The 6,498-nt window shown below is 52.2% G+C and carries 6 protein-coding genes; all 6 read left to right on the top strand.

Annotation, left to right across the window (positions count from 1 at the left end):
- Positions 1–1,123, top strand: a 1,123-nt coding sequence (locus J4D97_RS22550) for a UDP-glucose dehydrogenase family protein (protein ID WP_208309555.1), incomplete at its 5' end; no start/stop codon positions are given.
- Positions 1,124–1,219: 96 nt separating this feature from the next.
- Positions 1,220–2,206, top strand: a complete 987-nt coding sequence (locus tag J4D97_RS22545) for a UDP-glucuronic acid decarboxylase family protein (RefSeq protein ID WP_208309554.1) — start codon at positions 1,220–1,222, stop codon at positions 2,204–2,206.
- A 263-nt stretch (positions 2,207–2,469) separates the two neighbouring features.
- Entirely contained in the window at positions 2,470–3,585 is a 1,116-nt protein-coding gene (locus J4D97_RS22540) for a DegT/DnrJ/EryC1/StrS family aminotransferase (RefSeq protein WP_208309553.1), read from the top strand.
- A 147-nt stretch (positions 3,586–3,732) separates the two neighbouring features.
- Entirely contained in the window at positions 3,733–4,851 is a 1,119-nt protein-coding gene (gmd, locus tag J4D97_RS22535; protein ID WP_208309552.1) for a GDP-mannose 4,6-dehydratase, read from the top strand.
- Between the two features lie 163 nt (positions 4,852–5,014).
- Positions 5,015–5,950, top strand: coding sequence for a GDP-L-fucose synthase (fcl, locus tag J4D97_RS22530; RefSeq protein WP_208309551.1), 936 nt, complete (start codon positions 5,015–5,017; stop codon positions 5,948–5,950).
- Between the two features lie 97 nt (positions 5,951–6,047).
- The coding region (locus tag J4D97_RS22525) for an ABC transporter permease (RefSeq protein WP_432207231.1) at positions 6,048–6,498 on the top strand (451 nt) is incomplete at its 3' end.

The following is a 6,498-nucleotide window of genomic DNA, read 5'->3' as shown; positions in this document are numbered from 1 at the left end:
GGCTATCAAAGACTGCGATGTGGCCTTTATTGCCGTAGGCACTCCTCCCGGTGAAGACGGCTCAGCCGACCTGAAATACGTGCTGGCTGTAGCCCGTGGCATTGGCGAGAACATGAACGATTACTGCGTAGTAGTGACTAAGAGCACGGTGCCGGTAGGTACGGCTGCCAAAGTGCACAAGGAGTTGGAAGATGCACTGGCCAAGCGTGGCGCTAATATCGAATTTGACGTGGCCTCCAACCCCGAGTTCTTGAAAGAAGGTGCTGCTATCGACGACTTCCTGAAGCCTGACCGCATTGTGGTCGGTGTTTCGTCGGAGCGGGCCGAAGAGGTGATGAGCCGCCTCTACAAGCCGTTCTTGCTCAATGGCCATCCCATCATCTTCATGGATATTCCGTCGGCCGAAATGACGAAATATGCAGCCAATTCCATGTTGGCTACCAAGATTTCGTTCATGAATGACATTGCCAACCTGTGCGAAATCATGGGTGCTGACGTGAACATGGTGCGCAAAGGCATCGGTTCCGACGTCCGTATTGGCCACCGGTTTATCTACCCTGGCATAGGCTACGGGGGCTCCTGCTTCCCAAAAGATGTGAAGGCCCTCATCAAGACCGCTTCCGAAAACGGCTACGAGATGCAGGTGCTGAAGGCCGTGGAAAACGTGAACGACGCCCAGAAGGAAGTGCTGTTTGATAAAGTAAGCAAGCACTTTGGCGGTGAGTTGAGCGGTAAAAAGTTTGCTGTGTGGGGCCTGTCTTTCAAGCCCAAAACCGACGACATGCGTGAGGCGCCTTCACTGGTTATTATCGAGAAGCTGCTGGCCGAAGGCAGCACCGTATCGGCTTACGACCCGGTGGCGATGGAAGAAGCCAAGCACTCGCTGGGCGACCGTATCACCTACGCTAAAGACCCCTTCGAGGCCTTGGTAGATGCCGATGCGCTGTTGGTCGTAACGGAGTGGCCTGAGTTCCGCTCACCCAGCTTCGAGGTAGTAGGTAAGTTATTGAAGGACAAAGTTATATTCGATGGCCGCAATATCTACGACCCAGCCGAGCTGCGCGAAATAGGTTTTGCCTACCATTGCATCGGCGTTAAAACCGCCCACAAAGAGCCAGCTTAGAATAGCTGATAGCTAACAGCTGATTGTTTGAATTCTTGGTCTATTACAAATACAAAAAGCTATTAGCTAATAGCTAATAGCTAACAGCTTAACTATATGTCCGACAAAAAACGCGTACTTATTACAGGCGGAGCCGGCTTTCTGGGTTCTCACCTCTGCGACCGATTCCTAGCGGAGGGTTACCACGTCATTGCCATGGATAACCTAGTGACGGGTGACCTCCAGAATATTGAACACCTGTTTGGGAAAGAGAACTTCGAGTTTCATCATCATGATGTATCGAAGTTTGTGTTCGTGCCCGGCAAACTGGATTACATCCTGCACTTTGCCTCGCCTGCTTCGCCTATCGACTACCTCAAAATCCCGATTCAGACGTTAAAGGTAGGTTCGTTGGGTACGCACAATTTGCTGGGCTTGGCCCGTGTGAAGGGTGCACGCATGCTGATTGCCAGCACCTCGGAAGTGTATGGTGACCCGGAGATTCATCCACAAGTGGAGGAGTACTTTGGCAACGTAAACCCCGTAGGACCGCGTGGCTGCTACGATGAGGCGAAGCGTTTCCAGGAAGCTATTACGATGGCCTACCACAACCACCACGGTCTGGAAACGCGCATTGTACGAATCTTCAATACTTACGGTCCCCGTATGCGCCTCAACGATGGCCGCGTATTGCCAGCATTTCTGTCGCAGGCCCTGCGCGGCGAGAGCCTGACGGTATTCGGCGATGGTTCACAAACTCGTTCGTTCTGCTACGTTGATGACCTAATTGAGGGTATTTACCGCCTATTGCTGTCGGATTACCCGATGCCGGTGAACGTAGGGAATCCCGATGAAATTACTATCAAGGAGTTCGGGGAAGAAATTGCACGCCTAATGAATGTGGAGTTCAAGCCCAGTTACCAAGAACTGCCTCAGAACGATCCAATGAAGCGTAAGCCCGATATCACCAAAGCTAAGGAAATCCTAGGCTGGGAGCCGAAGGTAGACCGCGCCGAAGGCTTGAAGCGCACGCTGGAATATTTCAAAGAGCACGTGAGCGAGGTAATGGCCGGTAAGGTCGACAACACGCCGCGCAGTTTTTAGAGCACCTTGCTTCTGCCTACTACGCTTCAACCAGTAGTAGGCAGAAACATTCTGAGTGAGCAATAGATACCAGCTGTTTGCATACAGAAGCACCTTTGCCTTTTCTATGAAAATGGTAAAGGTGCTTCTGTTATATCCACTAGATGGGTTGAACACGCAATACTAGTGCTTGATCTATACCGTGCTATGCCTTTCGGTAGGGTAGGGGCACAGAAAACCGGCGGTTTCGGACCTGTACGCAGTGAAATATACGTTGTCTGTCTATGTTGCCCATCCCCTTTCTATCTTTTGAGGCCCAACACCAGCCCCTGCGTGATGCTATCCTGAAGGCAATGGCACGCGTTTACGATTCGGGGCAACTTGTGCTTGGAGAGGAAGTAGCAGGGTTCGAGAAGGAATACGCCCGCTTTAATGGCACAGTAGAATGCGTGGGGGTAGGCAATGGACTAGACGCGCTATACTTCGCCCTGCTGGCGTTAGATATCGGGCCAGGGGACGAGGTTATTGTGCCCAGCAACACATACATTGCTACCTGGCTGGCTGTCACTAAAACAGGTGCTACCCCTGTCCCCGTAGAGCCGGACCCTGCCACCAGCAACCTGAACCCTGACTTGCTGCCGGCGGCCATTACACCACGTACTCGCGCCATACTACCCGTGCACTTATATGGTCAGGCGTGCCGCATGACGGAGATTATGCACATCGCCCGACACTATGGCTTATCAGTAGTGGAAGACAACGCGCAGGCGCAGGGCGCCACGTTTGCGGGCCAGCCAACCGGCAGTTTCGGAGAACTGAATGGGACCAGCTTCTACCCCGGTAAAAACCTGGGTGCCCTGGGCGACGCCGGAGCTGTTACGACCAATAATCCGGAATTAGCACATAAAATTCGGCTACTTCGTAACTATGGTTCGCAACAAAAATATTACAACGACGTACTGGGCCATAATTCGCGCCTGGATGAGCTACAAGCGGCCGTGCTGCGGGTTAAACTTCCTTTTCTGACAACTTGGACCGCCCAGCGCCAGCAGCTGGCTACCTGGTATAATTCCTATCTGGCCGATATCCCTACCCTAGGCCTGCCTGCACTCCAACCCGGTGCCACACACGTTTATCACCTGTACGTTATTCATACTCCCCACCGCAATGCCCTTCAACGCTACTTGGCGGGCCGGGGCATTACTACGATGATTCATTATCCCGTGCCACCCCATCGGCAGCTCGCCTACAAGGGACTTGCACTCCAGCAACCGCTGCTAATTGCCGAGCAACTAGCGGATACTTGTCTAAGCCTGCCTCTGTGGCCAGGCATGACGCAAGCCCAAATCGGCAGGATAGCAAACACCATTCGGGCTTACTATTCCGAAATAGCTATTTAATTTCGCGTTTCAGTACAATATCATATTAGAAAAAATACTAATTTTGATCTTCTGAGCGCCCATTTGCCAAACCCACCAAGTTCTTTCACTGTCTAACAGCGTTTCTCACTTCGATAACTCTATCATCATTTTAAACACACATTACACATGGCAAAATGTGCACTCATCACCGGTATTACCGGGCAGGATGGTACCTACCTGGCTGAATTGCTGCTGAGCAAGGGCTACGAAGTTCACGGCGTAAAGCGTCGCGCCTCCTTGTTTAACACCAGCCGTATCGACCACCTATATCAAGATCCGCACGAGAAGAATGTGCGCTTCACGCTGCACTACGGCGACCTGACAGACTCCACCAACCTGATCCGCATCATCCAGGAGGTACAGCCCGACGAGATTTATAACCTCGGTGCCATGTCGCATGTGAAGGTGTCGTTCGACACGCCTGAGTATACTGCCGACGTAGACGGTATTGGTACGCTACGCCTGCTGGAAGCCGTGCGCATCCTGGGCATGACCAAGAAAACCCGTATTTATCAGGCCTCTACTTCTGAGCTGTACGGGTTGGTGCAGGAAGTGCCCCAGCGCGAAACCACGCCTTTCTACCCCCGCTCGCCCTACGCTGTAGCCAAAATGTACGGCTTCTGGATTACGGTGAACTACCGCGAGGCCTACGACATGTATGCCTGCAACGGCATCCTGTTCAACCACGAAAGCCCCCTGCGCGGCGAAACTTTCGTGACCCGCAAAATCACCCGCGCCGTATCGCGCATTGCGCTGGGTCTGCAAGACTGCCTGTACCTGGGCAACCTGAGCGCCAAGCGCGACTGGGGCCACGCCAAAGACTACGTGGAAGGCATGTGGCGTATGTTGCAGCAGGAGAAAGCGGAAGACTTTGTACTGGCTACTGGCGTCACCACCACCGTGCGCGACTTCGTGCGCCTAGCGTTTGCTGAGGTAGGCGTAGAGCTAGCTTTCGAAGGCGAAGAAGACAAAGAAATAGCCCGCGTAGTAGCCTGCAACAACCCCGACTATCAGATTGCGATTGGCTCTATCGTGACCAAAGTAGATGAGCGTTACTTCCGCCCCACGGAAGTGGAGCTGCTTATCGGCGACCCCACCAAGGCTAAAACCAAGCTTGGCTGGGAGCCCAAATACGATCTGCAGGGCTTGGTAAAAGAAATGATGCAGTCGGATCTGGATGAGTCGCGCCGCGACGAGTATCTGCGCGAAGGCGGCCACACCATCCTGAAAAACTACGCCGAGTAGTTAATTGTTAAAAGTTAGCTCCCCTCTTTTAAGGAAGAGTTGGGGGTGGTAAAATTCGTTGAACAGTACTAGTTATAGTTTTCTGATTCTATGATAGCCACCGCCTACCTCTTCCTAAAAAAGAGGGGAGTTAGTTTTCTAGCATCACGCATAATTTTTTCTAATGGAAAAGAACGCTAAAATATATGTGGCGGGCCACCGCGGCATGGTAGGTGGCGCTCTGGTGCGCCGACTGCAACAGGCGAGTTACCAGAACATTGTCACTCGCACTTCCAAAGAGCTGGACCTGCGTAATAAGGAAGCGGTAGATGCTTTCTTTGCTGAGGAAAAGCCAGAGTATGTGTTTCTGGCTGCCGCCAAGGTAGGCGGCATCTTGGCCAACAACACCTATCGCGCCGATTTCCTGCTGGATAACCTCCAGATTCAGAACAACGTCATCCAGGCCAGCTTCGACCAGGACGTGAAGAAGCTGTTGTTCCTGGGCTCGTCGTGCATCTACCCCAAGATGGCGCCTCAACCCATCAAGGAAGAGTATCTGTTGACTGGTCCCCTAGAAGCCACCAACGAGCCTTATGCGTTGGCCAAAATTGCTGGCTTAAAGCTTTGCGAAGCCTTCCGCGACCAGCACGGTAGCAACTACATATCTGCCATGCCGACCAACCTCTACGGCCCCGGCGACAACTATGACCTGCAAAACTCGCACGTATTGCCGGCACTGCTCCGCAAATTTCACGAGGCGAAGGAAAACAACGCACTAGAGGTTGAAGTATGGGGTACCGGCACACCGCGCCGCGAGTTCCTGCATGTGGATGACTTAGCCGACGCTTGTCTGCATCTGATGCTGCACTACAATGGCAAGGAACCCGTGAACGTAGGCACAGGCGAAGATCTCACTATCCGCGAGCTAGTGGAGTTGGTGCGCGACACGGTAGGATACGAAGGCAACATCCGCTTCGATACTGATAAACCCGACGGTACACCTCGTAAGCTACTCGATGTATCGAAACTGGCTGATGCCGGTTGGAAGTACAAGATTTCGTTGCCAGAAGGTATCCGTGAAGTGTATAAGGAAGCGTTCCAATCTGCACCCGTAGCTTAGGTACGGAACTTGCGAGGCGTTTGTCCCATCGTATAGTTACCTTTGCGCCCGCAAGTAGCTGCTTGCGGGCGTATCTTTTTCTTAACCCCTCTCATTTGTGGATACCACAAACGTTTTAAGTAAGCCAGGGCAAGTCCACGCCGAAGCCGGCACACAGGATGATAACTGGACTGAAATAATCCAGCCCCGTACCCGTCTATTAGATTTAGGCTTGGCCGATGTGTGGCGTTATCGTGACTTGGTGATGCTGTTCGTGCGGCGTGACTTTGTTTCGACGTATAAGCAGACAGTGCTAGGGCCTATCTGGTTCTTTATTCAGCCCTTGCTTACAACTATTACCTATGTAATCATCTTTGGTAATGTTGCGCAGCTCTCTACTGATGGTATGCCTATGATGGTATTCTATCTCTCAGGCATTACTATTTGGAATTACTTCGCTCAAACGCTGACTACTACCTCTACGGTCTTTCGCGATAATGCTGCCATGTTTGGCAAGGTGTATTTTCCGCGCCTTACCATGCCGCTGTCTATCGTTATATCCAATTTAG

It is taken from the genome of Hymenobacter defluvii (genome assembly GCF_017589435.1).
GTDB classification, from domain to species: domain Bacteria; phylum Bacteroidota; class Bacteroidia; order Cytophagales; family Hymenobacteraceae; genus Hymenobacter; species Hymenobacter profundi.
This window is presented reverse-complemented; position numbering and strand designations above follow the sequence as displayed.